Source organism: Marinobacter sp. bablab_jr003, assembly GCF_016464245.1.
GTDB lineage: Bacteria > Pseudomonadota > Gammaproteobacteria > Pseudomonadales > Oleiphilaceae > Marinobacter > Marinobacter vinifirmus.
The window spans coordinates 231,021-257,461 of record NZ_JADARC010000037.1; the positions used below are offsets into that span (position 1 = coordinate 231,021).

Sequence of the window (26,441 nt, forward strand, 5' to 3'; positions counted from 1 at the left end):
TCCGCGAGCCCTTGCCGGAGGACCAAGTAGGTAGAACGCCGTTCGATACGGCTTCGAGTGCACAGTCCAGTGAAAACCAGTGCTCGCATCAGGTCGAGTTGATAAACGACACTCATCCCAATCGCCTTTATCTGCATGTGGAGGCTATTGGTATCAGGGATAGGAACATCAACGCCAACCGTGCAATTTCTGAGGATTTCACAATCAGAGTTGAGCGGATCTAAGGGAGGCGGGTCAGACCCCCGGTACATTTCGAGTGGTGAAATGTATCGGGGGTCTGACCCCGTTTTGGTAACTACTCAGATTGGATCAACCGGGAGTGCTGTTTTGGAGGCACAAACTTGCGCAACCTCAAACCTCTCCAGAATTGCCACAAACTTGGGTCCACCGCTATAGATTTCAATCGCGTCAAAATCCATGGTTGTCTCGAAAACCAGGTACTGTGGTTCGTCAAGTCCAATGAATTGCGATAGCCCCAGAAGGTCCAACGCGGCGCCCAGTTCTCCACCACTGTCTTGTTGTACTTCACCATTACGCAAAGTGCGTACCTGAATCCCACCATTGTTGAACAGGCCGACTTCAAGAAGTTGTGGCACATCAGTGAACAAGATTCCGATTTTGTTAGAGCCTGGGTAAACAAAACTAGAATCAGGTTTAACCTCTATACCAAGTGTGACTGAGGAGAAGCCCAACAAATTAGTGTTGTAGATTTCCGCGGCACTGTTTTCAGATCCGCTGATCGCGTAATCAGGATTATCCACGCCACAAAGCAGCTCGTTAAGAAGGCAGTTTTCAGTGAGGATGTAAGTCAGTACGGGTGCTTGAGAATCGCCTGCCAGAAGAGGTGAGAAATCCCCACTACAGGCAAAAACCTCATCTTCCGGTACAGGCGTGGTGCACGCATCAGTTGCATCGTCAGGGCAGGGATCACTGATATCCGAAACCCCATCGTTATCGCTGTCTTCGCAGGCATCACCCACGCCGTTATCGTTAAAGTCCTCCTGTCCCGGGTTGGGGGTATTGGGGCAGTTGTCCCAGGCTTCGCCGGATAATCCTTCAGACACATAGGGTTCTGTCGAAGGGTACACGGTAGGAATTCCGTCCTGGTCCGGGTCAGCTGTCTCGTCACAGAGGGTTTCATCAAAGCCGGGTACGCGAGGACATGGATCTTCGGTATTGTTTACTCCATCACCGTCGAGATCGTCTTCCGTCGGGGTCAGGTTGGAAGGATCAAACTCCGGGAAGCCGGTGTCAGGATCGCAGTTGTCATCGGGGTCTGTCGGGCAGATGTCCTGCTCGTTTACGGTTCCATCGCCGTCGATATCCGGGTCACAGGCATCGCCCACGCCGTCACCATCAAGGTCCGCCTGGTCTTCATTGGCAATTGTGGGGCAGTTGTCCCAGGGTTTGTTGACCATGCCTTTGAATATATAGGGCTCGATAGCCGGATACCGGTCCGGATAACCGTCGCCATCGGTATCAACCGTTTCATCGCAAAGGGACTCATCGTTACCTGGTACATATTTACAGGCATCCTTGGAGTCCGGAATGCCATCACCGTCTGCATCTTTGTCCGTAGGTTTCAGATCAAACGGATCAAACCCCAACCCACTCACTTCCGGTTTAATGCGCTCATCACTGCTCTCACTCCGGCACCCCGCCAGAAACAGGGCCATCAGCAATATTAAAACCAGGTTTCTTGCTACGTTATTCATAGTCAAAATCCTTCTTCACAAGCCAACGTGTTCTGCGGTTATTGTTCGGACTTCTTGATGATCTCCGTGTGCTCTCCAGACACAATCGCCTCCACCCGCCGGTTCTGGGCGCGGCCTGCGTCGGTTTCGTTGGTGGCAATCGGCTGGGACTCGCCCATACCCGTGGTGCGGATGCGGTCGGCGTTGATACCGAAGTGGTCGATCAGTACCTTCATCACCGCGTCAGCACGGCTCTTGGACAATTTCTGGTTGTAGGTAGACGGGCCGGTGCTGTCGGTGTGGCCTTCCAGCAGAATGCGGGACGTGGGGTACTGCTTCAGTACGGTAGCCAGGTTTTCCAGTTCCGGGTAGAACGACTGGCGCACTTCCGTTTTGTCGTGCTCGAACTCTACGTACAGGGTTTCTTTAATTTCCCGGGTCAGCTCCTTGGCGCAGCCGTTGTCATCCACCAGGGCTCCTTGCGGGGTATCCGGGCATTTATCACGGTTGTCGGGTACGCCATCGCCATCAGAATCGGCAGGGGCTACGGCCATCTTTGAGAAATCCAGCGGCCGCCGGCTAACCGGGGACGGCGGGTATTCGCGGCCGAACACATAGTGAATACCGGCGAATACCTGGGCGTCGAAGTACTCATCTTCTACCTCGACACGCCCGCGTACACCGGCCTCGGCCAGGAATCTGGGTGCAATCATTTTCTGCAGGCCGCCCTCGCCGTACAGCATATCCTCACCCTTGGAACCGTAGGATTTCAGTTCGATATCGGCATGGCTGTATCCTGCACCGGCAAAAGGTCTCCAGCCGAACAGCCGGTAGCTGGCCGGGTGCAGGCGGCCACCAATGGTGCCCCGAAGTATGTCTGCATCGTGGTTAAAGTTACGGGTGTCGGTTTCGGCGTAGCTACCCTGAAGCAGAAGGCTGACATTCGGATTGAACTGATGGGTGAAGTTAACGCCAAACTCCCAGTAGTTGGACAAATCATCCACTGCGCCGGATTTGTTCTCGGAGTTCCCTGAATCTACATAGCTGGCTTCAAGCCCCAGGCTGCTGTATTTCACGGGAAAGTCCTGAGAGGCCAGAGCCAGCGAGGGCAGGGTTAACACTGCGGCAATCACTGCAGTCCTCAAGGTTGGCATAGCTGAAACTCCTTGTTGTTTACTGACGTTGCTTGTCGTTTTCGATTTGTGATGCTAAGTATAGCACCGTATATTCGATATTATTTTTCGGCGTTGCCCGGCGATTGTCCGCCACCAGGGGCATCCGGTAGCGCCCGGAATTGATCTGGTGGCCAGGGAGGGCGCTATGAACAGTAGCCTGCACACAATAAACGCTAGCATGATCATTTCATGGTTGGTTATTGCTGGATTGTTTTTATTGGTTATTTTTCAGTACCGGGAAGTAACCCGCTACCGGCATAGGTTCAATCGGCTTCTTGGCGAAAGACTGGGCCTCCACCACCGCGAATCAGTAAGCTTTATCGACCAGGTTGAACTGGTGGATGATGTGGGGCGTACCCGGCGCCTTGCCATCAACGTGACTTCTTCTGCCACGCTGGAGCGCCATCACGCCGCGAGGGAAGTGCAGGCGCGGGTGCAAAACCTGGAGCGGCAGGCCCTGTTTGATCATCTCACCGGCCTGTACAGCCGGGGGAAGACAGAAGAGGCCATGCGCCAGGCCATTGCCCATGCCCAGCGTTACAAAACGCCGCTTGCGCTGGCAATGTTTGATATCGACCTGAAGCCTTGTACGCCGCCAAGGAAGCCGGGCGCAACCGGGTGGTGGCGCACACCGGCTCAGGTTACAGGGAGGCTGCGTCTTGATGTTCGGTTGCCGGCGCCTTGAAGCTGACTTTTGTGCCAGGCGGAATCACGGTGGTTTCGTCGGTACGAATGGCGTCCATATTGAACACAGTGAGGAACTTCGCAGCACCAAAGCGGGTTTGCACATCGTAGGCGATGGCATTCAGTTCGTTGTAGGGCGGCAGGGCAACCAGCTTGTCCAGCAGGTCCATCCGGTTGGAGGATTTGCGGGGGAAGTCTTCGTTGGGGGCGCCTTCTTCATCCAGCCAGCGATTCCAGTGCTGGTTTATATCATCCAGCACTTCCCGGTTAGCCCGCTGGGGCAGGTTGAGGAACCGGCAGTGGTCAAAGTTATCCAGCTTCTGTTTATTGGCATCCCACTCGCCGATATCGATTTTAACGTCGGCAAAGCAGACTCCGGCACCAGAGCTGGCACTCTGGCGGACCGCAGCGCCAATCAGGCTGCCAGGGCCTTTGTGGCCGTACAGCAGGGTAACGCCACTGGCCGGCAGCCGGAAGCCGTCTTGCTGGAAGTAGTCTGGCCTGCAAATAATATGTGTGTCGGGCTGGGAATCACCCTCAAAAAAGAAGAACGTTTTGGCCCCGATAACAGACACGTTAGTGAATCCTTGTGACAGTTCAGTGCGCCCCATGCGGCGCTACGGCAATATTGCCAGACTCAATAATTGGTTATGTTAACATCGTACACATTTTCGGAAAAACATACCCTATACCATACAGGTACTGTGCATGCAGCAATCCAGAAGCCGGCAATCCCGGAATGAGCTGACCCACCCCTCGGCACCGATCAGTGGTAATACGCTGATGAACCTTAAACTGGTTCTCGAAAGTGTAGTGGGTGATGGGGAAGTCCGGGACCTTGACCTTGCCATGTTGCTGAACGTGCCGGTAAACCGCCTGGGCCGCCTGAAAAAGGCCGGTGCCCCCGCTGGCGCTGCTGAAACGCCGGAACCGGATGACGAACAGGACGATGCCGCTGCGGCAACGATTCGCCCCAACCAGGCCATCCTGGTTCGCCTTCTTCTGAAACACCCGGAATATGCGCCGCTGACCATGCGCCCGGGTAATGCCGAGATGTTCGAGCTGATTGCTCCGCTGATGCCGGGCACAGGCAGCAATGGCAAGATGGCCGGCAAGCAGGGTTACGCGCCGCTGTTTGGTCGCTCCTACGTGTCGTCCTACAAAATGCTGGCCGAGGCGGAATCCACCAGCTTGCCGGTTGTCCGTTTGCATTTGTTGATTGTCGGCCGGCTGGGGGAAATGTTCCGGGAGCTGTGCCTGACAAAAGTACAGCAGGCCGCCAAGAAAGTGCCGGACTATGTCTTGCAAAGCCTGAAGCACGATGCCGGTTGGCAGCTGCTGAGAGCCAGGGACTCGCTGACCGACTGGATGCCGGATGTGGTTTTCGAGGAATTCAGTGCCCAGCTGCTCAGCCAGTGGCGCACCTGGTTCAACGAATGCTACCTGACCGTGCTGCGCGACGAGGCGTTGTCACGGAACCTGGACCCGGACAAGGTGGCGCTCAAAGGTAACTGGAGCAACCGGAAGAACGTAGAGCCGGCAGATCTCCAGAACTACGACCGGGCCACGCAACCGATCCTGGGCTGTGAAGACAGTCTGTTCAGTATCTTCCGGGAAAGCTTCGGGCTGACCAGCGCCGAGGCGTTCTGGGCGCTGGGGCTGCAGGTAAAAGCCTTCTACCGTTTCCGCCAGCGCGCCCGACAGCGCATCGATGCACCGTCTGCCCTGCTGGTTCGCTACCTGTTCCGTTACCCGGACGACATCCGTCACATTATTCCTGCACCACCCAGTGGCGAAAGCATCCTGCAAAGTATTCAGCAGGACGACCCAGCCTTCCGCACCAGCCAGCTGGGCCCGATGTTTGGCGCCTCCCGGGTGATGAGCTACGAGTTTGCGGCAGACCAGCACTCGAGCCCCTTCTTTGCCCGCCGCCTGGCTACCATTTACGCCGAACAGAAGCGTCGGGGTCAGCCAATTTACAGTCAGTTGCGGGAATGTGTGGAGGACGAGCTGAAAGCCAGGGGGCTCGATTCCAGGGAATTCTGGCGTGACGGGCGTTGGAACCCTTGAGTTTCATGTAGTTAGAAGATGCAGGTTTGTGTAACGGCGTGTGTCAGTCGTGTTGCTGGGTTGGCCCCTTACGACAACAGATGAAGAACGGTTCACTTTTCTTTACAAGATTTTGCACCCTTGGGGCTGTCCAGGTTGCAATAAGTAGATACCATCAGGGTATAAAGATGATCCAGGTCAATATTGGATAACTTGATCGATGTTAAGCGGCGACTTTGTCGCTTGGTGGTTTGAAGTTCAATCAACAACAGTAAGCCAGAGGTGATCAGTTATGAAACTTGATAAAGCAGCAGTTGCTCGGATTAAGAATGTTACGCCTAAGAAGCAGCAGAAGGGGGCTTCTTCGCTGGAGTACATTATGTTGGCGGCGGTGATTATTGCAATTGTGGGTCTCGTTTTCACAACAGGTCTTGGGACAGAGCTTGCGACTTATGTTGAGGGTCTATTCACCAGTGTGACTGATGGCCCTGCAACCTAACTAAATATTCGTGTTCTAGTAAGAATGGCAGGTTAGGTTCGCTAAACAGATTCGCGAGGGTAGGTCTTGAGTGCTAGAGGGCGCCGGCAACTAGGAGTGATTGGTCTGGAGTTTATTCTGATCCTCCCATTCATGATAGGCCTGCTCTACGCAGGTCTCGTATATGGCATGCTGTTCTTCCACAAGGTGGAGATGCAGCGAGCCGTAGACGCCGCCTCATCGGCGGTCTACTCACTGGATCGCCGCAACCACACCAATTACAGCGATAAGGTTACGGATCACAGCAATGATGTGCTCGACAAGATGGTAGCTAGTTTGCCCGAGCGCATTCGGACAAAGCTAACGACTCAAACCTGTGCACCAGACGGTAGCAATGCCGATATGGTGATCCTGAAGTGCACTCTGGTCGCCGGTAACGGCGAGCCTGAGAGTTGTGGGTCAAACAAGACAGATACTGGCTCTCCGTTCTTGCCCCAGCTCAGTATCGGCCCGCTCGGAGATTTTCCGCCGCAGCCGAAATGTTTGAAAGCAGTCGCCGCCGTGACTTTCTGACGGCGTTTACTGCCTGCAGTGCTCCAAATAAACACGGACGGGAATACAAAAAATGAGGACAAGGCTCGTGTCCACCCTGCCAGCCCTGCTGCTGGCTCTGGTGGCGATCATTCTGGCGGTTGTGGGGTTGGTCAGATACAACGATCAGCCTGCAGCTACCTCATCATCGGCAACCGGTCAGGTTGCCCGGTCTGAGCCGGCCGGCGAGAAGGAGCCGGAAAAGCCGACATTCACCTACCTGTTCGCTAAAGAGGATATCGAAGCCGGCACCGAGCTGAAGCCGGAGTTGTTCTCTGAAGTAACCACCACGGTTGAGCTGCCGGGCGCCCTCGCTAAAGACTCAGCGACCTTCGGCGAAGCTATCCCCAATCCCCTCAAAGCGGGTGCCCCGCTGACCGATTACGCCATGGAAGACGCCAGCATTCTGCAGCGCGAGCTGCCGGAAGGCATCCGTGCCGTGGCCTTCGATCTGAACCCCTTGTCTGGCATCGGTGGCCTGTTGCGCCCTGGTGATCTGGTTGATGTGGTGGCTACCTTCAAAGGTAACTCCGCAGACAGTGCCCTGAGCACCGTGTTGCTGCGGGAAGTCGAAGTGCTGGCCATGCGTGGAACAACCGATCCGTCCGGTGGTGCTGATGACGATGACCGTCGGCGTAACAGCACCATGGTGCTGGCAGTGCCGGAAGCCGAAGTGAACCGCCTCGCCCTAGCCTCTGCGGAGGCAAACCTGCGTTTTGTTGCCACCCGGCGCGGAGTATCCATGGCGGAGCCTGTGGAGGGTGACGGCGAAACCGAAGTGATCGCCCAGACTGATCAGAAACCGCAAGAGCCGGAAGCCATCTTCCTGGCCGACATTCGCCCTCTTTCTCCGGAAGCAAAGGCCAAGAAAGAAGCGGAGGAAAAAGCCCGGCGTCAGGAAAAGCAGAAAGAGAAAGACAACGGGCTGAAGGTCCAGATCTTTGAAGGTTCCGACACAAGGACAGTCTATGTTCGCTGATAAAACGAAAATGGCCCTTCGGGGGCTGGCTTGTCTGATGCTGGCGGGGTTGCTGTCTTTCACCGCCCATGCCCGGGACGAAGCCCCGATTGCGCTCAGCCCCGGACAACAGCATGTGCTGGTGTTTGCAAAAGAACTGGAGAAAGTCGCTGTGTCCAGCCCGGATGTGGCGTCCGTTCAGGCCAGTGCCGAAAGAGAGGTGTTGGTAACCGCGAAGGCAGCGGGTGAAACAACGGTCCGTGTATGGCTAAAGGGTGATGACACCCCTCGGGTGACGGACTACGCGGTGTCTGCCATGGCGGGCAAGCGTCAGCCGGTGCCGATGCAGGTGCAAACAGACATCCGGGTAGTGGAAGTGAACCGCCAGGAACTGAATACCCTTGGCTTTCATTACTCCAAACTACTTAACGGTGGGGAGAATGCGTTTGGCCTGTCTCCCAATGGTGGCGGGTTTACCAGCCCTGGTGGCGTCCCCGGAAGCGCTCCCGGGCTGGGAACTGATGGTTTTAACCTTTTCAGCTTTGGCCCCAGTTCACTGACGGTCATCAACGCCCTGGAATCCGGCGGTTTCGCCTACACCCTGGCCGAACCCTCACTGGTCAGCCTGAGCGGCCAGAACGCAACCTTCCTGTCTGGCGGTGAGTTCCCGGTGCCTATCTCCGGTGTTGACCGCGAGGTGAGAATCGAATACAAGGAATTCGGTGTCAGCCTGTCTTTGACGCCCACCGTGGTAGACGAAAACCAGATCATCCTGAAAGTGGCGCCGGAAGTGAGCGACCTTGACTTCACCTCCGGCGTATCCTCCGGCGGAGTGTCTGTTCCCGGGCTTCGAGTTCGCAGAACAGAAACCATGGTATCCATGGCGCCGGGTGAGAGTTTTATCATCAGTGGCCTGGTTAGCCGCAGCACCTTCAACAACAGTGACCGTCTGCCGGGGCTGGGTAATATCCCCATTCTGGGCGCACTGTTCCGCTCTGACCGCATTTCCAACGAAGAGCGCGAGCTCATCATGGTGGTTACCCCCAGGCTGGTCAGCGCCGTGCGGGAACTTCCGGAATCGGCGAAAAATTTTGGCAAGAAGTACGAGTACAGCAGCACGGAGTGGGGCGATATGGTCATCAACCCCAGAGATGGAACCGAACCTCTGGAACATGGCCTGAGCTGGTAAGGAGCCCGACACCATGAGTGAAACCCTGATTTGCGTTGTTGAAGATGTCGGAGTGCGTGTCTGGCTTGAGCGTGTCCTGGAAGATGAATGGAGCCTGGAATTTGTTTCCGCCTCTGACCTTTCCCGGGTAAGCCGGCTGGCTTCGGCAAGCGCTGCCAAACTGGCCCTGGTGGCCATCAGCGAGGATGAACCGGAAAAAGCCGTAAAGCTGTTTTCGGCCCTGCACCAGTCCAATCCGGGGGTTACCCTGGTTGGGGTTGCCCGGCATATTTCCCAGGATGCGCTGCTACAGGTAATGAGGGCAGGTGCCCGGGATTGCCTGATCACCGCCGTGGATTCAGACCGGGCGAGGGAGCGGGTCCAGAGCCTGGTCAATGAGGCGGCCGCCGAACGCCAGCAAAACGGTGAGCAAAAACGCCGAAGCATTACCCTGGTGGTTGGTGCGTCTTCGGTGGTGGATACCCGTTTCTTTGCCCAGAACCTGGCAAGCGAGCTGAACGACCTTTACCCGGAGCAGCGGGTGCTGGCGGTAGACACCATGGCCACAGAGAATCACGCTTTCTACTTCGACAGCCTCAGCCGGTTGTCGCTGAATGACCTGGTCAACCGCACAGATTCCATTGATGAATCCTTCGTTAACACCGCGCTGGAAGAATGCAGGCCGGGGCTCCGGCTGTTGTCTGGCCAGATTATGGCGGACCAGCTCTCCGGTGACACGGCAGCCGACCTGTTCATTGCGATCTCCCGGCTGGCCGAGTTGTTTGATCACCTGATTATCCGGGTAGTGGAGCACCAGTCTGCAGATTGGCTGAAAATTCTCGGGGCTGACCTTTCGCGGCTGATGATTGTGGCCAATCCCATGGTTGAGCATGTGCAGTACGTGGAGACCATGCTGGCCGGCACAACCCAGTTGCTGGGCAGCAATTGCCAGACCAACGTGGTGATCGACGGCTTTGACAAGAAAGCCACGCTGGCGCTGGCCGATATGGAAAAACGGATGGGCACCCAGGCGAGCCTGAAGCTGCCCCTGGATTGGCTCAACCGGCTGGACTCCATCAACGCTGGCGTGCCCTTGTCGGCTTTGCTGCGGCGCTCTTCCTACCAGAAAGGCCTTGCGGAGTTTTCGAAGCGACAGTACAGCGAGCAGTCGTCTGGTGCCGGTGCGCTCGGTTTCTTCAAAAAACGTGCGGCGGGCAAGGAGTAAACCGTGGCTACTCGTATCGATGAAGAGTACCAGCAGCTGAAAAAGCAGGTGCACAGTCATCTGATCGAGCGGCTGGAAGAAGAGGGTATCGAAGTAGAGCTGGCTGGAAAAGCCCAGCTGGAGCATTTTGTGCAGGCCAATGTGGGCCAGTACGTCGCAAGCCAGCGAATTCCTCTGGCTACCTCGGATCAGTCTATGCTGGCCCGGGAAACCCTGGATGAGATCGTCGGCTTTGGCCCGCTGGAACCGCTGCTGGGCGACCCGCAGGTGAACGACATCCTGGTGAACGGGCCCAACAGTATCTTCGTGGAAGTGGCCGGGGTACTGCAAAAAGCCCAGACCCGCTTCATCGACGACGACCACGTAATGCGCATTATCCGCCGGGTTCTGGCGCCGCTGGGCCGGCGCCTGGATGAAAGCAGCCCGATGGTGGATGCCCGCTTGCCGGATGGCTCCCGGGTGAATGCGATTATTCCGCCTATTGCCCTGGATGGCCCGTCTATTTCCATCCGGAAGTTTACCCAGAAACACCTCACTGCCAGCGACCTGGTCAACCTGGGTTCCATGACCCGGGAATGCCTGGAGCTGCTTACCGGGATTGTCCAGAATCGCCGCAACCTTCTGGTCAGTGGTGGTACCGGTACCGGTAAAACCACCATTCTAAACCTGCTCAGCCAGTTCATCCCCAAGGATGAACGGATTGTGACCATCGAGGACTCAGCCGAGCTGCAGCTTAACCACCCCCATATTGTCCGGCTGGAAACTCGGCCCGCAAACGCGGAGGGAACCGGTAAGGTGGCCGCCCGGGATCTGGTGGTCAACGCCCTGCGTATGCGGCCAGACAGGGTCATCGTGGGCGAGGTGCGTTCTGGCGAAATTATCGAGCTGCTTCAGGCTATGAATACCGGCCATGAAGGCTCCATGAGTACCATTCATGCCAACTCCTCGAAAGACGCGCTGATCCGGATTGAAACCCTGCTGGCGGTGAATGGTTATGATGCCGGTGAGCGGGCCATTGGCCGGCTTATCGGTTCGTCGCTGGATGTGATTGTGCAGCTTGCACGCTTGCCAAATGGCCGGCGCCTGGTGAGTGAAGTCGTCGCCATGACGCCGACCCGCGATGACCCGTACCAGATGGAAATCCTGTACCGGGCCAAGGAGCTGGATGCCCAGGAAATGGCGGGAGCCCAGCTGTGAGTGTTCAGGTGATCTGGCTGGCAGCGCTGTTCTTCGGCGCCCTTGCGGTGGTGGTTATGCTGCTGCAGCTGGTGATCGGCCAGGTCCGCCACGACCGCAACCTGAAAAAGCTCAGTAAGAACCGCCTCTATCCGCAGATTGTCACAGAAGACCAAAAGAAAGCCGGTATCGATATCGGGCCGCTGGAGCAGTTGCTGATCCGCGCTGGTATCCGCATGTCGGTAACCAGGGTGGTTGTGGTTGCGGTACTTTTCTTTGGTTCCCTGATCGGTGTTTATGTCTACCGTGGGCCCATTGAAGCCCTGGTGGCCCTGGTGGCCGTTGTGCTGATTGGCGTTACCCTTTGGCGGGTGAAGTTCGAGCGACTTCGCCGGCAGATCTTCGAAGAGCTGCCGGGTATTGTGGATGCGGTACTTCGTTCTTTAGTGGCCGGTCGCTCGGTGGAACAGAGCCTTCTGGTGGCCTTTGCCGATGCCTCCGATGTATTCCAGCCCCTGAGCTTCCGCTTGCGGGGCGCGGTCAGCCAGGGCCGGGACTACACCCGCATCTTTGACGACTTCGCCGAGTTGTACAGTGTTCCTCCGTTTACCCAGATTGCCATTGCCCTGCGCACGTCTGCCCGTTTCGGCTCGTCGGTTCGCCCGGTTCTTCAGGAAGTCTCCAAGGCCATTCGTGCACGGCAGGAACTGCGCCGGGAGTTTATGGCAGCAACGTCAGAAACCCGTTTCACGGCCGTGGTCTTCGCCATCTTGCCGCCTGCTATGGGGGCTTACATCGTTTTGATGAACGAAGAGTTCTCGGAGGCGCTGCTGCACACCAGTACCGGCCACACCATGATGATAACCGCCGGTGTGCTGCAGGTACTGGGCACCCTGTTGATCTGGAACCTTATCCGGGGGGTGGGCCGTGGATAACCTTTGGTTTGCGGCGGCTATCGTGTTTGCCATGGCGTCTGTGCTGTATGCCCTGGTCTGGGCGCCTGCCTGGGCCATGCGAGCGCGGGTGACGGCTCGGTTACAGCGCCGGCATCTGTCGGCAGATGATGCCCGCGAGGATTCCCCGCTGGCAGGTTTTCTGTACTGGCTGGTAGAGAAACCGCTGTTTGCCGGGGATTTCCGAGAGCTGGAGCCGGCACTGGATGCCACAGGGAAAACACCGCTACAGGCCCGGGGCCATTATGTGTTGATGTGCTGGGTGGTTCCGGTTGTGGTGGGGGTGATTGGCTATATCACCAGCGACTTGCTGACCTTACTGATTGCGTTTGTGCTGGCCTTTTATATTTCACGGCAGCTGATTCGTGCGGCTGGCCGCACGGCGGAAAAGCAGCAGAACCGTGAAGCCATCGAGCTGTGCCAGATGACCCGCATGCTGATGCAGGCGGGCCTCAGCCCGGAGCGGACCCTGAAGCTGATTGCCCACCAGGCCCGGGACCTGATGCCATTACTGGTGCGCCGTATTGACCGATTTAATCGAGTGATGGAAAGCGGCGCAGACCGAACCCGGGCGCTGGATGAGTTGGGCCACAACCGCAACCTCACTGTGCTGCGTAACTATGTAACCATTCTGAAGCAGGCCGGTAGCCTGGGGGCTGGGGTGTCCAGCGCCCTTGAACAGATTATTGCCGAGGCCCACCACGAAGAACGCAGCAAACTGAAAGAAGAAACCAACCGTGTGGGGGCCAGGATGACCATCATCATGATGGTATTTATGTTGCCGTCACTGTTCATATTGATTGGCGGGCCGGCAGTGCTTTCCATTATGGATGCGCTGCAGCGGTAATCGACGAGTGATCACCAAGCTTTCCGGAAAGGAGCCATAGATGAAGTTCAAGAAAGTTGCCCGGTTACCAGCGATGGCGGTTTTTGCCGCGACCCTGGTGTCTGGCTGCGCCATGACACCTGAGACAGACGGTTCCGCTGACAGGGCAGACCGGGATCAGGGAGTGCTGCTCCATGTGAGCTGCAAGACCAACATGACGCCGGAGCACCGGGTGGAATTGGAAGCGATCGATTCCATGATGGAGCGGTCCAGAAACTACGCGGCATTGGCAAGGCTGGAAGAGCTGCCCTTCCAGACCCAGCACCACTGGCTGCGCTGGGCCCAGCTGCTTGCCAAAGTGGAGCAGCTGGATTATTCCGAAGAGGTTTACCAGCAGATTGCCGAAAGCTGTGACAGTGCACAGGCCTATCATGGCCTTGGAGTGGTGTATGTAAAGGGCAACAAGCTGGAAGAGTCCCTGACCGCACTGGGTACCGCCAAGGCCAAGGCGCCGGCCTCCTCCGATATCCGCAACGATTTTGGCGTGGTGCTGATGCAGACCGGTTTCTATGGCCAGGCAGCGTTCGAACTACGCACGGCCTACGAGTTGTCTGGCGGCAGCGAGACCACCGGCCGCAATATGGTGGCGGCTTATTACCTTCAGGGCGGAAACAGCTCCCTGGCCCGGTTGCAGCAGGACCTGGGGTTGAGTGACCAGCTGCTTGCCGCCGGTAAGGAATTCTCCAAACGCTTTGCAGGAGGTTCACGATGATCCGCATGACCTGCCTGGCTGGCGCACTGGCGCTGGCTGCCACGTCCGCGCTGGCAAACCCGCCGGATAATGATCTTGGGCTGGCGGGCGTAAGCTTTGACCAGGATGACCGGACAGAGGCGCGTAAAGCCATGGACGAACAGGCGCAGCGGCCTGCCCGTGGTGGTGAGCTGAGCTCCACTATTTATATCAAAACCCAGGAGCGGCTGGCGAAGTCTTTCGAACAGCCAATCCGGGACAAGATTGGCGAGACCACCAGTGAATAAGATCCGTCGTCAATCCGGGGTGCTGGTTTTCCTGACCCCGTTTTTGATGGTGGCACTGGCCGTAGTCGCCGTGCTGGCCATGGACGCTGCCCGCCTGTATTCGGTGAAGGCAGACATGCAGCGTGTGGTGAATGCGGCGGCTACGGCTGCTGCAGATGAGGCTCAAGCTTGTAGCATGAATGCAGATATCGGCTTGATGAAAGCTAGAGCGCTTGTTGCAGCTAGGCAGGTAGGCTTTAACGGTAATGCCGAAGAGCTGGAAGTTTTTGCAGGCGTATTTGAGCCTGCTGGTGATGGCTCAAGTACGTTGAGTTTTACTCCCCAGAGTGACATTGATAAAACAAACGCAGCGGTTGTTCGTTATAAGCGCCAGGAGCGATTGTCATGGTTGTTGCCAGAATGGTTGTTTCCACCAGTAGAGTTGTCTGTTAACGCTGGGTCCCGCAAGGAGCTCTATGCTGCCCTGAGCGCGAGTGCATCGACGCTAAACCTTGAGGGGGGGCTGCTTGGTAACCTGCTGGGTGCAGTCCTCGGTCAGAGTAACTATTCACTTGATCCGACAAGTCTTCAAAGCCTTGAGTCAACTCTTTTGGGAGTTGGGGATCTGTTGACGTTGTTAGGCTTGGCGGATGTTACAGCTCTGCTGAATGCTCCACTGGTAGACGTGCTAGATGCGACCGTAGATTTGGTTGGTGGAGTGACTACCCCTGTAGGAACGTTGGTTAGTGAGTTAGCGGAAAGCGGGGGTCTCTCCGGGCTTGATACGGGGGCGGTTTTGGCGGTTGCGGGAGACGCTGATGCTGCCAAGAACGCAGAATTCCCATTATATGACTTTATTGTAAGCGTCGTGTTGAATAGTGCAAAGGCGCTTTCTGATGATGGCCAGGGACTGATTAATTTATCTGTTGATCCGTCAGAGTCACCAGTGTTAGAAACACTGCTTAATAACTCCTTGCTTGGGAGTATTGATATCCAGCTAAGGCTAGGTATTGATAATCCGGCTCCGGTAGTAATTGGGCCTGCTCGTCAAGGTAAGAACAATGAATGGCTGACTGAAGTTTCGGCGACGGACATTTCTCTCGAAGCCTTAGTAGATCTCGAGCTGTCCATCGGATACATAGGGGATCTCATCAGTGCTTTGACGTTGAATATAGTTAAAGCAGAGACGTTAAATGACATCCGCATACCGCTAGTTGTTCAAGTGGGTGGAGGGTCGGCTGAGTTTACTGGAGCCCAGTGCGCCCGAGGTGGCTCCAATGAAGTCGATTTGGCGGTTTACGCGAAGCCTGCAGTTGCAAATGTTGAAACCGGTACGTTATCAGCTGTTGGGGATCTTGTGCGAGAGCCAATTCATGCGACCATACTAAAGCTTAGTATTGCTGAGCAGCCTTTGTTGAACGTTTGTGTGGATGCGGACCTTGGAGCAAAACTCCCCGTTGTTGAAGATGAGCGATACGTTCAAGGCTACCCTCTTCGTTGTCCAGATGGCGACTGTAGTCGTGTGTTAGAGAGTAGCGGGCCGACTTGGGTTAAAGGGTTGGATGTGCAATTGGATAACTTGGCTTTGGATTGCGGGGAAACGAGTCTTTTGAGTATTTTGAATCCGGTGATTGACCTATTGAAGCCGGTTATTGAAACGTTGTTGAATATCGTTACCACGGTCGTGCTGCAAGGAATTATTTCTCCGTTGTTGATGCTCCTCGGTGTGGATTTATCAGGCCTTAACGTGGCTGTGGTTGGAGCGGATCAGTTAGGTAATCAACTCATAGAGAATGTAGAAATGTAAAGCCACAAGCGCTTGCATTGCACACCATGAGTAGGAGCGAGTATCCTCGTGGGCTCGAAATCATCAACATATTACGAAAGCCGGCATCGTCAGCTTTTACTAAACCGAAAATAGGGCAGGGCGCAGTGCGCAAATTAGTTTGGTTGCCAATGGTTGCCGCGATTGCATCCGGTTGTGCGGTAAGTTCTCATACACCCGGGCAGAAAGTGACGGGTGTATACGCTTATGAAGTTGGTTCTGGATCGGAGCCAAAACCATCCAGCATCCGGCAGGAGCCGGAACTGTCAGAGCCGGAAGCCGTAGATGCGTCTCCGGCTCGTGAGAGCGTCAAGGCGGCAACCGCTCCATCGGAGACCGTAGCCGAGCCCAGCCTTGAACCACCGCAGTCTGCCTCACAAGCGGTGGCCGGACAATCCGTTTCGCCTGCTGCGTTGCTGTCTGCCCAGGCAGAGACAGGTGAAATCGATATTCAGCCGGGCCAGTGCTGGGTCTACGCTCAGATCCAGCCCCGGCCGGTGCAGGAAAGTGTTCAGGTTAAGGTTCGGGATTCCGAGGTGCGCCTGGATGTGACCCCTGCGGAGTTTCGCCGTGGCGTGAAAAAGGTGGTAACCCGGGAAGGCACCAAAACCTATCGTGTGAAGCCCGCCACTTATAAGGAAGTCACTGAAGAAGTGCTGGTCAAGCCGGAAACCACCAGGCTGGTGATTGAGCCTGCAGTGTATGAAGAGGTTGAGGAAGAGGTGGTTCTGGAAGCCGCCCGAACCGAACTGGAGCCCTGCCGGACCTCCGGTGCTGTGGCTTACGGAAATGCCTCACCGGCCTTCGGGTTTTGTGCGGTAGAGATTCCTGCCCGAACCAAGACCGTGAACGTCACCAAGCTGGTGAAGCCGGAGACCACCCGCACCGAAGTCATCCCCGCCGAATATAAAACGGTGACCCGTTGGGTGGTTGATCAGCCGGCGCAGGTGATTCCGGTGAAAACGGATGATGAGATTGAAGCCTTTGAGGTTTCTGAAGTGGTGGAGCAGCCGCAAACCCGGGAGACTGCGATTCCTGCAGAAACCCTGCAAATGAACGTGAAACGCTACGAAGGTAAGCCGAGGATTGTTGCCCGACAAGCCGTGTGCGACCGCAACCTTACCCGGGACATGGTCAGGGAAATGCAGGAAGCACTGGTGGAGCTTGGTTACGACGTTGGCGAGATTGATGGCTTGCCGGGCCCGGATACCATTGATGCACTAACCCTATACCAGGTGGATAACGGCCTCGCCTCTGGCGCTATAACCATTGAGACCGCCGAACGCCTGGGCGTTCTTGACTGAGCGCTATCATGATTTCTGAAGCACTGCATTTACCCCTGACGGGCCTTTTGGCCGCCCTCGCAGGGGGAGTGCTTCTTTTGGCGCTGATGCAAAGACGCAAGCATCAGCGCCGACACCGTGAGCTCCAGCACGAGTTCTACGACCTTCGCAGACAATACGCCTCCGCCCAGGAGGATTCCCGCGCACAGCTTGATCAGCTTCCTGCCGTTATTCTGATTTTTGATCGCCAATGGCCGAAACTTCTCTTCGCTAACCGCCTAGCCAGGGAGGTTTTCGGGTGCCAGACCGAAGAGCAGCTGATGGAGCGGTTGTTCAATAAGCCGGATGCCTGGTTGTCCGGCCCCCACAGCCTGGTGGATTTTGAAGATTGGCTGGCCGGCGCCCGGGATTTTGGTATGGCCCGGCGGGAGTGGTGTTTTGCCACAGGGCAGGATGAGAGTCTCTGGCTGGATTGCGAGGTGGGCAATACCATCTTTGCGGGGCAGCCGGCACGGTTGTTTTCCGGGGTGAACATCCACCATCGCAAGATGGAGAGCATTGCCGACAACCTGCGTGAACGGGCGCTGTTCGGGATCAATGCCGGCCGCCCCCTGGATCGCCTTATTGAAGCCGCGTCCAAGTTGCTGGAAGTTCAGATTCCCGGTACCCGCTGCATTGTTTCCCTTTACGACGAGCAGCGTGACGTTCTGGTTTCCCAGGGTAATTCCGGTTTTGCCAAAGAGTTCTGTACCCAGATACCGTCTGTGCCGGCTCGTTTCGGTGCTACCTCCATTGGTTCGGCCGCCCATACCCGCGCAAGGGTGACCACGGAATCCATCTCTGGCGACCACCAGTGGCAGGGCTACAGTCAGCTTTGTCAGGAGCTCAACGTAGACGCAGCGTGGTCTGAGCCGGTGCAGGATCAGCACGGAAACCTGCAGGCGGTGATCACCCTGTTCAGCCCGGCGCCCCGAAAACCGGATAGTGCGGTCATCCAGCAGTTCTCATCGGTGGTGTCTTTGTTGGGGCTGGGGATTGAGCGGGAGCAGTGGAAGCTGGCGTTGGAGGCTTCGTCTGCCCACGAGCGCTTCGTTCGCGAAATCGGTGTCGAGATTGTGAATGTGCGTGCCGACGATTATGCCCCTGGCCTTCAGGAGGTGGCTCGTCGCATCCAGGCACACTATGGCCTTGGTGCCCTGAATATCTGGCAGGTAGAGCCGGATGAGAACCTTCTGGTGCCTGTGGCCGGAACAGCGGGGCCGCAGCCCGGAGAGAGTGGCGCCAGCACCCTGCAGGTGCCGGTTGACTGGTTTGAAGGTGTCTTCCGCAGCCGGGAGCCTAAGTATGTCATTCCCCAGGATGAGCTGTATGCCCGTATCCGCCATAGCGGGCCGCCCAGGCCGGTGCTGGTGGTGCCGCTCTATAGCGATGCCGCCCGTGGCCCTTTGTTGGGACTTCTTACGGTGGAGTCCCGCCACCAGTATGTGAAGAAATCCAGTATCGAATACCTGAGTGTGATTGGTTCGGTTATCAAAACCAGTCTGATCAATCGCCGTTTGATGACCAGACTGTCTGATGCCGCCGATACTGAGCGCCGGGCACGGCAGAAGCTGGAGGGTGAACTGGATGTGGCGAGGAATATCCAGATGTCGATGGTGCCGGGTTCGGGTTCTTACCTGCAGCAGTTTCGGGCCTGGAACATTGAAGCCTGGCTCAGCCCTGCAAAGGCGGTAGGCGGCGATTTCTATGAGTTGATTGCCTTGCCCCAGGGTCGGTTGCTGGCGGCGGTAGGGGATGTGTCCGACAAGGGTGTGCCGGCGGCCCTGTTTATGGCCAGAACGGTGAGCCTGTTGAATTTTCTGGCCCGTAGTAAAGATGGTAACCTCCGGGATATTGCCGAGGGCCTTAACCGGGAGCTGTGCCGGGGCAATGATGCCTGCATGTTTGTAACGCTGGTGCTGGTCCTGGTGGACCTGGCTTCGGGTAAGGCGGACATGCTGAGTGCCGGCCATACTGCACCGCTTCAACGATTTCGGGGCCGTCTGCCGCTGTTGTGGCGAGGGGAAGTGAGTGCCCCGCTGGGCCTTTATGACGATGTGCCATTCACCGCCGCACCGCTGGACATCCCGGACGGCAGCAGTCTTGTACTATACTCGGATGGTGTAACCGAGGCCTTCAACAAGGACGGTTCAGAGTTCGGTGAAGACCGGTTGCTCAACCTCGGCCACAGGGCCGATGGTTCGGGCGACAGCTTTCTGGCCCATATGCGCGGGCAGTTGTCTGAATTTACAGAGGGCGCCGAGCAGTCAGATGACATAACGATAATGACCATCAACCATCACGGCTTTTAGGTATGAGACTCAACGTTCATCCGGCAGACCCCGTCAGTTATGTGCTGGTAAACATGGCGGGTGAGTTTGAGAGGCATAACGTGGGTGCTGGCGTTGTACATGATTGCCAGGTAATCATAGACGAAATCTACGCCAACCTCCGGGCCCATGTGCTTCCTGATAACCCGGACCTCACCTGGGCCATCACCCTCAATCCTGCCGAAGACCACCTGGAGCTGGTGGTGGAATACTCGGGCCCTTTTTTTGATCCAACCCGGCCATTACCTGTGGGCTACAGGCAGCCGGCCGTGCGCCCGGAAGGCGGTATGGGGTTGTATCTGATGTCGGAACTCAGTGATGATCTAAAGCACACGTACCATCGGGGCGTGAATACCCTGACTATCCGAAAGGAACTTGGCAGTAACTACAAGGAACATTCGTTATGCCGCTAAACATCAAGGTGGCCCAGGAAAGCGACGAAGCGCTGGCCCTGATGCTGACAGGGTCAATAGACAGCGATACCGCACCTGAGCTTGAAGCCGCACTGGCAGACATGGTGCACCCGCAGATTTCCTATGTGGGCCTGAACATGGCCGGGGTAACCTTTATCAGTTCTGCCGGCTTGAGGGTGGTGTTCAAGGTGCTCAAGCAGATGAAGGCGCGGGAGGGCCAGCTACTGGTAACGGAGATGAGCCCCCGCGTGGAAAAAGTCTTCGAGATTGTAAAAATGATTCCGGACCTGTCGATATTCGCCAGTCACCAGGAAATGGACGACTATCTGGCAGTGATTCAACAGCGCGAAAGCGACGAGGGGTAGGCATGGCAATAATTCTGGACGGGTCGCTCGGTATTCAGCGTGATGAAGAACAGCAAATCGCGAATATTGAATGGTTCCTGTACGGCTTGCCGGACACGGAAGCCGCGCCGGAAGACGTGGTGTTCCTGAATGAATCCTTCGGTACAGACTCACCGCAGATGGTGAGCTTTACGCTGGAGGGCGAAGAGTATGCCGTTTATGCAGACTGGCAATCCGTGGCAGACAGGGCCAATGCTGTGTCTGTGCGGCAATTTTATAAAGAGTACGGATATATACTGTTGTCGGGGCTGTTGGAATCCAATAGTCTAAGCGATAAACCGAAAAAGAAGGAATGGCTGGTTCCTGTGCAATACTTTGATGACTATGTGACGATGGTCAATAAGTTGTCGCATCCGGCCTGATAGTTTCGGTCAATGAATTTGTCTGGAGACATAACGTGGCCACAGTCTACGATCAGCAGTATCTGGAAACCATAAAAGGTATGGCCCGGGCCGGTATGGAAATACGCCTGGTGGTGGGTGACAGCCTGCGGCGTAAAACCGGGCAGACAGCCGGCGTGATGCCCAAAGAACTTCGTGCTGACGTATCGCGCCTTGCTGAGTGCACCCTGGAGCTGAGCGAATTCAGCGCCGAGCAGCTGGCTAGCCGTAGTGCTGACGCATCGCCAACCCGGACCACAACTGGCGCGGGTCATAAAGTGGAGAGCTGACGCCGGGCTTCAGCACTTCCGAAGAGTGCTGTTGCAAGAACTCAACGGTTGCAGCGGATGGCAGGGGCGGCGATAACCAGAATCCCTGGGCATAGTCACAACCGAGAGCCTGGAGCAGTTGCCATTGCTCACGGCATTCCACGCCTTCTGCGGTAACGCTTAACCCTGCCTTGCGCGCCAGCCCGATCAACTCCTGCACATGTCGGCGGCCGGCATGACTGTCGATTCCGGCGGTGTCTTTCTTGTCTATTTTCAGTTCCCTGGCCTGAAACAGCTCCATTCTTGAGGGCTGGTTGTGGCCCTGGCCAAAATCATCCAGCGACACCTCAACACCGTAACGGGCAAGGTCTTTGAAGGCCTTTATGGCCTGCTCGGTATTATCCAGCGGGGCGGTTTCGGTGAGCTCGAACATAATGCGCGGGTGCAGGGTAGACGACAGAATGCGCTTAACCGAGCGCAGAAAACCTTCGTTCCCCACGCTGCTGGCGGACACGTTTACCGATACCGGCTCCAGGTTGAGCCGCAACCATGCCGGCCATTGGCTGATCTGCCCCAAGGCCTTCGAAAGCACATGGCAGTCCAGCTTCGGCGCAAGCCCCTGCTGTTCTGCGCATCGAATAAAGTGGTCTGGCTGTTGCCAGAGTTTTGCGCTGCGCGGGCCGGGCCATCGGGCCAGCACCTCTACACCGCAGGCCGCTCCGGTCGCCACGGAGAACTTGGGCTGATACACCAGTGCCAGCCCTTCGGTATCGATTACATCACGAAGAAAACCTGCCTGTGCCTGCCCGGATGGTTCTGAATTGGCGACTGATGTCATGATTCCGCCTTTGTTATGTATTATCGAATGACATATTCCATGCCTGAATAATACTTTAGTGTCGATTGCATCAAATGGCGGTAGTGGCAGTCCTTGTTGTCATTAGAGTCAAGGTAAAAATATAGGTAGTCATACTATATTAATCAAAAATCGGGGTCAGACCCCGGCCTGGAATGACAATAAGGAGCCCGTCATGGCCCGTAACAACAAAATACGATTTCGGTTAGCAATGCTGGGTGCCCTTGGCCTGTCCCTGGCCGGTTGTGGCGGCGATTCATCCGAAAGCCCTGCACCCATTGCCGAGACCTCTCCGGAAGCTCCCATGAAGGAACAGCCCGGGGAGGTTGAGCAGCCCCGCGCAGTTCAGCAAATGATGACGCTGGGAACCCGGCAACAGGAGGCTGGCCAGGTTCAGGTGGCCACCAGTGAGTCGCGCCAATGGCAGCCATACGAAAGGGCGCCGGAGTTCAGCCATATGGTGGCCTTGCCCAACCAGGTGATCACTATGTCTGACGGTACCCAGCTGTTTGCGAAGGTGACCTTGCCGGGCAGCAGTGCTGATGAAGCTGCAACAGGGCCGTTTCCGGTGGTGTTAACCCAGACCTCGTACAACACGTCTCTGGGTAGCTTTGCGACTGCGGTTGGCGGGGCAAATGAGTTTCTGGTGAGCCGGGGTTATGCCCACGTAGTGGTGGATGTTCGTGGTACCGGCAACTCGGGTGGTAACTGGGAAGCCTTCGGGGAGCGTGAGCAGCAGGATTACGGCGAAGTAGTGGACTGGATTGTGCAGCAGCCCTGGGCCCAGCCCCGGATTGGCGTTGAGGGGATTTCCTATCTGGGCATCACCGCTATTCTGACCGCCCAGCAGAATCACCCGGCGGTAAAGGCAGCGTTTCCGATTGTGCCCATCGGCGACGGTTACCGGGACATTGTGTTCACCGGTGGCAACGTGAATGCCACCTTCATTCCCATGTGGATGGGGCTGGTAACAGGCCTGGGTGCAGTGCCCCTCGAGATGGCTCCAACGGATCCGTTCGCATTCTTCAAGGCTCTGCCGGAGCGGTTGTTAGGAGCTGCCCTGGACTTCCAGTTGCCCACTATTCTGAAGGCACTGCTGGGGGAGCCGAAAACCGCCTATGACGATGACTTCTGGGCAATTCGTTCGCCGCTGGAAAATGCCGACAAGGTGAATGTACCCACATTTATTGTTGGCGGCCTGTTCGACCTGTTCCAGCGCAGCGAGCCCCTGTGGTTTGAGCAGCTTAGCGGCCGGGTGGACACCAAGCTGCTGATTGGCCCCTGGAATCACATTCAGGCCGCGGGAGTTCCGGACAACGGTTTGCCGAAGGATGGCGTGCCAGATCTCGACACCCTGCGGCTGCAGTGGTTCGATGAATACGTAATGGGGCTGGATACCGCTGTGGCGAGCCAGCCGGATGTGACCCAATACGTGCTGGGCCTGGAGCGTTATGAAACCACCAGCCATTGGCCACATCCGGATATGCGGGCCGAGCGATTCTACCTGGCCCCGTCTGAGGACACCTTTCCGGCCATGGGCAGCCTTGTGCAGGAAGCTCCGGAAGCCGTGGGTGAACAAAGTACCATCCAGTACCCGCTTAACGGGCTGTGTTCGTTCAGCCTGAACCAGTGGACGGCAGGCTTTGTCGGCCTTATGCCGATTCCCTGCGCTGAGGACAACAGCTATGCAGAAGCAGAGGCCATAAAGTTCGAACTGCCGGCAGGGGAAGACGGGCTATACCTGAATGGCCCCATGCAGGCCGACTTGTGGGTTTCTACCACCGCTTTTGATATGCAGCTTTCCGTGCGGCTGGACACCGTGCACCCGGACGGCTCCACCAGCCCCATCACCAATGGCTTGCTGACAGCCAGCATGAGCACCGTCGATGAAAGCCGCTCCCGTTTCGTAAACGGCGAAATGATCCAGCCCTGGCACACCTACAGCCAGGAAGATGTTCAGCAGCACGACCCCGGCGAGATTCGCAAGGTTTCCGTAGAAATCTTCCCGAGCAGTGCCTACATACCACCGGGCTCCAGCCTGAGAGTGTCAGTGAACACCAGCAACATGGCTCAGGGCATACCGCCACTGATCACCACCCTCAAATCCGCCCTCGGCGTGATGACCCTGCACACCGGCCCGGAAACACCCTCCAGCCTGGTGCTTCCGGTAGTCCCCGCCGCCAACCTTTAACCCCCGGCGGGGTCAGACCCCCGATACATTTCACCGCTCGAAATGTACCGGGGGTCTGACCCGCTTTTCACAACAAGAAACTGAGGAGACTGTATGACCACCAAAAACCATTTCCACAAAGCCGCGCTCGCGTCTGCGTTGCTGGCCGTCGCCCCGTTGACTGCGGATGCGGGTTTGTTGTCCGGCTTACTGAACGGAGGCGCGCAGGAGCCCGTTGAGGAGCAGGCTGATAACCGCACGATTCCCCAGCGGTACATTGTGACGGTGGATTCGTCCCTGTCATCGATTCTGGATGTGGGTGGCCCGCTGCTTGCCGGTATTGAACAACTGCTGAATGCCGTTGGTGGCGGAAAGGTTCTTTATTTGTACGAAAACGTGATGTCTGGCGCGACGGTTCAGCTTACGGACAGCCAGGCTCGGATGCTGGAGTCCCTGCCCGGGGTTGAGCGAGTAGAGCCGGATAGCTGGATGACGGCCAGCGGTACGCTCATTCAGCAGAATGCCACCTGGGGGCTGGACAGGGTAGACCAGGCCACGCTGCCGCTGGACAGCCAGTTTACCTATCCTGAACTTGCCGGGCAGGGCGTAAACGTTTACGTGCTGGATACGGGTGTTCTCAGCACCCACGCGGATTTTGAAGGGCGCGCCAGCGGGATGAACTTTCACGATGACAGCGGCCTTGCCGGACTGTCTCCGGGGCTGCCCATTGTAGGTGACCTTCTTAACCTTCTGCTTGGCGGTTTGCTGCCGTTTGAAAGTGAAGAGAGCATTTCCACCTACTCGGCAGAAGACTGTAACGGCCATGGTACCCATGTGGCCTCCACGGCTGCCGGGGAGGAGTTTGGCGTCGCCAAGGAGAGCAATATTATCGGCCTGAGGGTGCTGGGCTGTAACGGATCCGGTGCCACCAGTGCGATTATAGAGGCGCTGGACTGGATGGCCGAGAACGCCGAGAAACCGGCCGTAGCGAACATGTCGCTGGGCGGTGGCAGCTCCCAGACTCTGGATGAGGCGGTTCAGGCGGTAGTTGCCCGGGGAATACCGGTGGTGGTAGCCGCTGGCAATAGTAACGCAGATGCCTGCAGCGGATCGCCGAACAGAGTGCCGGAAGCGGTAACCGTAGGTGCAACCGACAACCGCGACCGCAGAAGCAGCTTTTCAAACCATGGAAGCTGTGTAGATATCATGGCACCGGGCACGGACATCACCGCAGCCTGGTACACCGGTGATACCGACACCAACACCATCAGCGGTACTTCCATGGCATCACCCCACGTGGCCGGCGCAGTTGCCTTAATGCTGGGCCAGAACCCGAGCCTGAGCCCGGAGCAGGTTGACCAGGCCCTGAAAGCTCAAGCCAGTACCAACCAGCTGCAAGACCTCAACGGTTCGCCAAACCGCCTCCTGAACGTTAACCCGTAACCACTGCGGGGTCAGACCCCCGATACATTTGCCATGGTGAAATGTATTGGGGGTCTGACCCGCTGTGACGAACTGCACGCGGGCAATCCCCGGCGGTTTGTAATCGCGGGACGGGTGGTTATAATCGGCGCTGCTCAGGACGAGTGAGTTATAACCATCTAAACTTCAGGGACCGAAGTTATGCCCCAGGCAAGCGGATTGCAGTTCACCGCCCGTGTAGGCGAATTCCCCTCTGATCACTTTTCGGTAGTTGGCTTCGCGCTGACCGAACAGCTGTCTTCCTTGTTTCATGGCCGGTTAGAGCTGGCCAGTACTGACCCAGACGTGGCCGCTGCCGACATTCTGGAACAACCGGTAGACCTGGTGGTTTGGCAGGATGGGCAACCGTTGCGCCGTTTCACCGGCGTGGTGAATGAGTTTGTTCGTGGCAACACCGGCCACCGTCGCACCCGCTATGAAGTGGTCATCCAGCCGCCGTTATGGCGTTTGGCTCTGATGCACAACAGCCGCATCTTCCAGACCCAGACCACCGACGCCATTGTGCGAACCTTGCTGGAAGAGCGGGGCATTGTTGATTCCATCTTCGACTTCAAACGCCCACCCGAAGAACGGGAATACTGTGTCCAGCACCGGGAAACCGACCTGCAGTTCCTGGAACGACTGGCCGCCGAAGAAGGCTGGCACTACCGCTACCAGCACGGCAGCGTGGATGGTGAAGAACAACCAGCACTGATTCTTGCTGACCACCACGGCGATGCCCCGAAACTGGAACCCGTGACCTGCAACACCAGAGCCGGAGGCAGCACCCAGCAAGCCTGCGTATTCAGCTTTGCCTACGAAGAGCGGGTGCGTGCGTCCTCCGTGGCGTTGAAGGACTACACCTTCAAAAACCCCGCCTATGCCCTGATGCACGAACACAGTGCAGGAAGCCCGAGCCACCGGGAAGATTATCAGCATTACGATTATCCCGGCCGCTACAAAGCCGACGCCAGTGGCCAACCGTTCACCCAGGCCAGACTGGACGCCCTGAGAAAC

General features: G+C 56.9%; 26 protein-coding genes. 22 read left to right on the forward strand and 4 right to left on the reverse strand.

Going from position 1 to position 26,441, the window contains the following annotated elements; translation table 11 throughout:
* Positions 1 to 299: 299 nt before the first annotated feature.
* Positions 300 to 1,715: a thrombospondin type 3 repeat-containing protein gene (locus tag H3Z84_RS03965; RefSeq protein ID WP_199456421.1), complete on the reverse strand. Its 1,416-nt coding sequence runs from the start codon at positions 1,713 to 1,715 to the stop codon at positions 300 to 302.
* 38 nt (positions 1,716 to 1,753) lie between these two features.
* Positions 1,754 to 2,848: an OmpA family protein gene (locus H3Z84_RS03970; protein ID WP_199456423.1), complete on the reverse strand. Its 1,095-nt coding sequence runs from the start codon at positions 2,846 to 2,848 to the stop codon at positions 1,754 to 1,756.
* Positions 2,849 to 3,086: 238 nt separating this feature from the next.
* On the opposite strand from H3Z84_RS03970, the gene H3Z84_RS03975 reads away from it, so the two are divergent.
* Entirely contained in the window at positions 3,087 to 3,554 is a 468-nt protein-coding gene (locus H3Z84_RS03975; RefSeq protein ID WP_199456424.1) for a GGDEF domain-containing protein, read from the forward strand.
* Here H3Z84_RS03975 and H3Z84_RS03980 read toward each other — a convergent pair.
* Positions 3,511 to 4,128, reverse strand: coding sequence for a hypothetical protein (locus H3Z84_RS03980; protein WP_199456427.1), 618 nt, complete (start codon positions 4,126 to 4,128; stop codon positions 3,511 to 3,513). The genes H3Z84_RS03975 and H3Z84_RS03980 overlap by 44 nt on opposite strands.
* Before the next feature lie 133 nt (positions 4,129 to 4,261).
* Here H3Z84_RS03980 and H3Z84_RS03985 point away from each other — a divergent pair, with 133 nt between their 5' ends.
* The 18 genes from H3Z84_RS03985 to H3Z84_RS04070 all read left to right on the forward strand — a co-directional run bounded on the left by H3Z84_RS03985 (position 4,262) and on the right by H3Z84_RS04070 (position 20,958).
* Entirely contained in the window at positions 4,262 to 5,623 is a 1,362-nt protein-coding gene (locus tag H3Z84_RS03985; RefSeq protein ID WP_199456429.1) for a hypothetical protein, read from the forward strand.
* Between the two features lie 271 nt (positions 5,624 to 5,894).
* Complete coding sequence (locus H3Z84_RS03990) at positions 5,895 to 6,101, forward strand: hypothetical protein (RefSeq protein WP_199456430.1); 207 nt, start codon at positions 5,895 to 5,897, stop codon at positions 6,099 to 6,101.
* 96 nt (positions 6,102 to 6,197) lie between these two features.
* Positions 6,198 to 6,653 carry a TadE/TadG family type IV pilus assembly protein gene (locus H3Z84_RS03995; RefSeq protein ID WP_199456431.1) on the forward strand — a complete coding sequence of 152 codons (456 nt, stop codon included), beginning with the start codon at positions 6,198 to 6,200 and terminating at the stop codon, positions 6,651 to 6,653.
* 52 nt (positions 6,654 to 6,705) lie between these two features.
* Positions 6,706 to 7,650, forward strand: a complete 945-nt coding sequence (gene cpaB / locus H3Z84_RS04000) for a Flp pilus assembly protein CpaB (RefSeq protein WP_081697598.1) — start codon at positions 6,706 to 6,708, stop codon at positions 7,648 to 7,650.
* Positions 7,640 to 8,818 carry a type II and III secretion system protein family protein gene (locus H3Z84_RS04005; protein ID WP_228285693.1) on the forward strand — a complete coding sequence of 393 codons (1,179 nt, stop codon included), beginning with the start codon at positions 7,640 to 7,642 and terminating at the stop codon, positions 8,816 to 8,818. The genes cpaB and H3Z84_RS04005 overlap by 11 nt, the downstream gene beginning before the upstream one ends.
* Before the next feature lie 13 nt (positions 8,819 to 8,831).
* The gene (locus H3Z84_RS04010) at positions 8,832 to 10,022 is read left to right on the forward strand and encodes an AAA family ATPase (protein ID WP_199456432.1); all 1,191 of its coding nucleotides are present in this window, start codon (positions 8,832 to 8,834) and stop codon (positions 10,020 to 10,022) included.
* A gap of 3 nt (positions 10,023 to 10,025) precedes the next feature.
* The gene (locus H3Z84_RS04015; protein ID WP_199456433.1) at positions 10,026 to 11,219 is read left to right on the forward strand and encodes a CpaF family protein; all 1,194 of its coding nucleotides are present in this window, start codon (positions 10,026 to 10,028) and stop codon (positions 11,217 to 11,219) included.
* Positions 11,216 to 12,133 (forward strand): type II secretion system F family protein, encoded by a 918-nt coding sequence (locus H3Z84_RS04020; RefSeq protein ID WP_199456436.1) that lies wholly within the window; start codon positions 11,216 to 11,218, stop codon positions 12,131 to 12,133. Before H3Z84_RS04015 ends, H3Z84_RS04020 begins: the two co-directional genes overlap by 4 nt.
* Complete coding sequence (locus tag H3Z84_RS04025) at positions 12,126 to 12,998, forward strand: type II secretion system F family protein (protein ID WP_022989836.1); 873 nt, start codon at positions 12,126 to 12,128, stop codon at positions 12,996 to 12,998. Before H3Z84_RS04020 ends, H3Z84_RS04025 begins: the two co-directional genes overlap by 8 nt.
* Positions 12,999 to 13,038: 40 nt before the next feature.
* A complete protein-coding gene (locus tag H3Z84_RS04030) occupies positions 13,039 to 13,749 on the forward strand; it encodes a tetratricopeptide repeat protein (RefSeq protein WP_022989837.1) in 711 nt (236 codons plus the stop codon).
* Positions 13,746 to 14,015 (forward strand): hypothetical protein, encoded by a 270-nt coding sequence (locus tag H3Z84_RS04035; protein ID WP_022989838.1) that lies wholly within the window; start codon positions 13,746 to 13,748, stop codon positions 14,013 to 14,015. The genes H3Z84_RS04030 and H3Z84_RS04035 overlap by 4 nt, the downstream gene beginning before the upstream one ends.
* Positions 14,008 to 15,801: a hypothetical protein gene (locus H3Z84_RS04040; protein ID WP_022989839.1), complete on the forward strand. Its 1,794-nt coding sequence runs from the start codon at positions 14,008 to 14,010 to the stop codon at positions 15,799 to 15,801. The genes H3Z84_RS04035 and H3Z84_RS04040 overlap by 8 nt, the downstream gene beginning before the upstream one ends.
* Positions 15,802 to 16,007: 206 nt before the next feature.
* A complete protein-coding gene (locus H3Z84_RS17250; protein WP_161628528.1) occupies positions 16,008 to 17,123 on the forward strand; it encodes a peptidoglycan-binding domain-containing protein in 1,116 nt (371 codons plus the stop codon).
* Positions 17,124 to 17,209: 86 nt separating this feature from the next.
* Entirely contained in the window at positions 17,210 to 19,453 is a 2,244-nt protein-coding gene (locus H3Z84_RS04050; protein ID WP_228285702.1) for a GAF domain-containing SpoIIE family protein phosphatase, read from the forward strand.
* Positions 19,454 to 19,455: 2 nt separating this feature from the next.
* Positions 19,456 to 19,884 (forward strand): ATP-binding protein, encoded by a 429-nt coding sequence (locus H3Z84_RS04055; RefSeq protein ID WP_199456441.1) that lies wholly within the window; start codon positions 19,456 to 19,458, stop codon positions 19,882 to 19,884.
* Positions 19,875 to 20,249, forward strand: coding sequence for an STAS domain-containing protein (locus tag H3Z84_RS04060; RefSeq protein WP_199456442.1), 375 nt, complete (start codon positions 19,875 to 19,877; stop codon positions 20,247 to 20,249). Before H3Z84_RS04055 ends, H3Z84_RS04060 begins: the two co-directional genes overlap by 10 nt.
* A 2-nt stretch (positions 20,250 to 20,251) precedes the next feature.
* The gene (locus H3Z84_RS04065; protein WP_022989845.1) at positions 20,252 to 20,650 is read left to right on the forward strand and encodes a hypothetical protein; all 399 of its coding nucleotides are present in this window, start codon (positions 20,252 to 20,254) and stop codon (positions 20,648 to 20,650) included.
* 35 nt (positions 20,651 to 20,685) lie between these two features.
* Positions 20,686 to 20,958: a hypothetical protein gene (locus H3Z84_RS04070; protein ID WP_199456443.1), complete on the forward strand. Its 273-nt coding sequence runs from the start codon at positions 20,686 to 20,688 to the stop codon at positions 20,956 to 20,958.
* Here the strand turns inward: H3Z84_RS04070 and H3Z84_RS04075 are convergent.
* A complete protein-coding gene (locus H3Z84_RS04075) occupies positions 20,891 to 21,775 on the reverse strand; it encodes an EAL domain-containing protein (RefSeq protein ID WP_199456445.1) in 885 nt (294 codons plus the stop codon). The genes H3Z84_RS04070 and H3Z84_RS04075 overlap by 68 nt on opposite strands.
* A 193-nt stretch (positions 21,776 to 21,968) precedes the next feature.
* Between H3Z84_RS04075 and H3Z84_RS04080 the strand changes: the two genes are divergently transcribed.
* The 3 genes from H3Z84_RS04080 to tssI form a co-directional block, all read left to right on the forward strand.
* On the forward strand, positions 21,969 to 23,984 hold the full coding sequence (locus tag H3Z84_RS04080; protein WP_199456449.1) for a CocE/NonD family hydrolase: 2,016 nt from the start codon (positions 21,969 to 21,971) through the stop codon (positions 23,982 to 23,984).
* 93 nt (positions 23,985 to 24,077) lie between these two features.
* Complete coding sequence (locus H3Z84_RS04085; protein ID WP_199456450.1) at positions 24,078 to 25,406, forward strand: S8 family peptidase; 1,329 nt, start codon at positions 24,078 to 24,080, stop codon at positions 25,404 to 25,406.
* A gap of 180 nt (positions 25,407 to 25,586) precedes the next feature.
* On the forward strand, positions 25,587 to 26,441 hold an 855-nt coding region (gene tssI, locus H3Z84_RS04090), incomplete at its 3' end, for a type VI secretion system tip protein TssI/VgrG (RefSeq protein WP_199456452.1).